The organism is Rhodococcus sp. 14C212 (assembly GCF_011058195.1).
In the GTDB taxonomy this organism is placed as follows: Bacteria; Actinomycetota; Actinomycetes; order Mycobacteriales; family Mycobacteriaceae; genus Rhodococcus; species Rhodococcus aetherivorans.
In genome coordinates, this window is the sequence record NZ_JAALEH010000194.1 from 1 (window position 1) to 2,185 (window position 2,185).

At 67.9% G+C, this 2,185-nt stretch carries 2 protein-coding genes; both read right to left on the reverse strand.

Annotated features, from left to right (window positions below; all coding sequences use genetic code 11):
• Nucleotides 1-317 precede the first annotated feature (317 nt).
• Nucleotides 318-1,196, reverse strand: a complete 879-nt coding sequence (locus tag G6038_RS30580; RefSeq protein WP_165042647.1) for a sulfite exporter TauE/SafE family protein — start codon at nt 1,194-1,196, stop codon at nt 318-320.
• Between the two features lie 2 nt (nt 1,197-1,198).
• Complete coding sequence (locus G6038_RS30585; protein ID WP_165042649.1) at nt 1,199-1,798, reverse strand: rhodanese-like domain-containing protein; 600 nt, start codon at nt 1,796-1,798, stop codon at nt 1,199-1,201.
• Nucleotides 1,799-2,185: the final 387 nt, after the last annotated feature.

Here is a 2,185-nt window from a genome sequence, read left to right on the forward strand (position 1 = left end):
GTTCGTTCAGGTGCGGCAGCAGCACGTCGAACCTGCAGGTCAACTGGCCGCGCACCTGCGCGTCGATACCCATAACACATCATCGACTGCTGCAATACGAAAGCACAAGTTATTTCGTTACGCTCCCGTGGCGGTCGGCTGCGTTGCTCATCTCGGTAACTTCTCACACGGGCCGCCGGGACAGTCGGGTTTCGCTCCGGCCGCACCTCGAACCGGGACGGCATCACGGCCCGGCGCGGGAATCCGGAGCGGATACTCCGAACTCTAGGCGCCGGACCGTGGTACCGATAGTGACTTTCGTCCGGGTTGTGAGGCCGTCAGGCGACCGAGCCGGCGGCTTCCGTCCGTCGTCCGAGCCGCTGCAGGGGGCAGTGTGCGCTGCGACTGCAGGCGAAGGTGGTGCCGGCGGCGATGAGGGTGAGTACCGCCGCGGCGATGCCGACGAGGGGGTGGATCTCCTGGGCGAGGATGACCGAGGACATGATCAGGACGAACCAGCCGAAGCCCTTGCGCAGCGCTTCCGGGTCGACCATGCCGGTCAGGCGTCCGCCGATGAGGCTGCCGACGACGGCGGCGCCGGTGACCATTGCCGCCAGGCGCCAGTCGATCTGGACCGTGGACAGGTAGCCGCCGAGGCCGGCGAACGACTTCATGGCGATCACGATCAGGGAGGTGCCGACGGCGACGGGCATGGGCAGCCCGCCGAGCAGGGCCAGGGCGGGCACGACCAGGAAGCCGCCGCCGGCACCGACGAGGCCGGTGACCAGGCCGACGATCACGCCGTCGAGCAGGATCTTGCCGACCGGTATGGAGTGGGTGCCGTCCGGGCCCGGGGTCTTGTTCTTGCGGCCGCGGAGCATGGCGATGGCGGTGGCGATCATCATCGCGGCGAAGGCGAGCAGCAGGATGCTGCCGGGGATGAAGCGCGAGAGCAGGCCGCCGGCGTAGGCGCCGACCATGCCGGCCAGGCCGAACAGGATGCCGGTGCGCCACTGGACGCGGCCTGCCCGCGCGTGGGAGATCGCGCCGACCGCGCTGGTGACACCGACGACGAGCAGCGAGGTAGCGATGGCTTCCTTGGCATCCATGCCCGCGACGTACGCCAGCAACGGGACGGTGAGGATCGAACCTCCGCCGCCGAGCAATCCGAGGGTGACGCCGACGAGGACCGCCAGCGCAACGGTCAGCGCGATCATGATCAGTTCCTTTCGGCCGTAGCGGTCTTCGAATCGACCAGCTGGGCGACGATGGTCTGCGGATCACACGAGGCGCCGCGGTTGTAGGGCAGCTTGGAGAGCACCATGCCCATCGCGCAGGTGTTGGAGAGCGCGGCGAAGCTGAGACCGCCGCCGACACCTGCGGCGAGCCACTTGAGCTTGGGTACCGCGATGCTGCCGAGGACGGAGGTCAGCACGATGGAGCCGGCGACGAGGCGGACCTGGCGTTCGAGGTCCCAGCGCTCGGTGCCGCGGTTGACGGAGAAGCCCTTGGCTTCCCAGCCCATCATGCCGCCCTCGAGGATGTGCACGTTGAACAGTCCGGCAGTGCGGAGAGTCTCCTCGGCCTGGGTGGCGCGCTGGCCCGACCGGCACACGAGGACGACGTTCTCGTCGAGGTGGGCGAGGAACTCGTCGCGGTGCTCGCGCAGCAGGTCCAGGGGGACGTTGTAGGCGCCGGGGATGTGCACGGACTCGAACTCGCCGGGTGTGCGGACGTCCACGACGCGGACGTTCTTGCCGGAGTCGAGGAGCTCGCGCAGGGCGGTGGGATCGAGGGTGGCGGGACTCGGCTCGGTCATGGGGGCCTTTCGGATCGGTGGTCGTGATCGCGGGGTGTGCGATCGGTCTTCGCGCATAAACCCCGGGGGGTATGGCCGTTGCAATGATAAGCATACGGGAGGGGGTATATGCAAGGCGCGGCGCCGTGGCCGAGGCGACGGAGCGGCACGCATCGCCCATATACCCCTGGGGGTACTTGACATACCCTGGGGGGTATGTGTCAGGATGGGTTCAACGCAGAACGCCACCGGTCTTCGTGGCCGAGGAGAGGGAGAACCGAATGATTCTCGAGCAGTACTACATCGAGTGCCTGTCGCACGCGTCGTACCTGATCGGTGACGAGAGCACCGGCCGGGCGGTGGTGGTCGATCCGCGCCGCGATGTCACCGAGTACCTCGACGACGCCG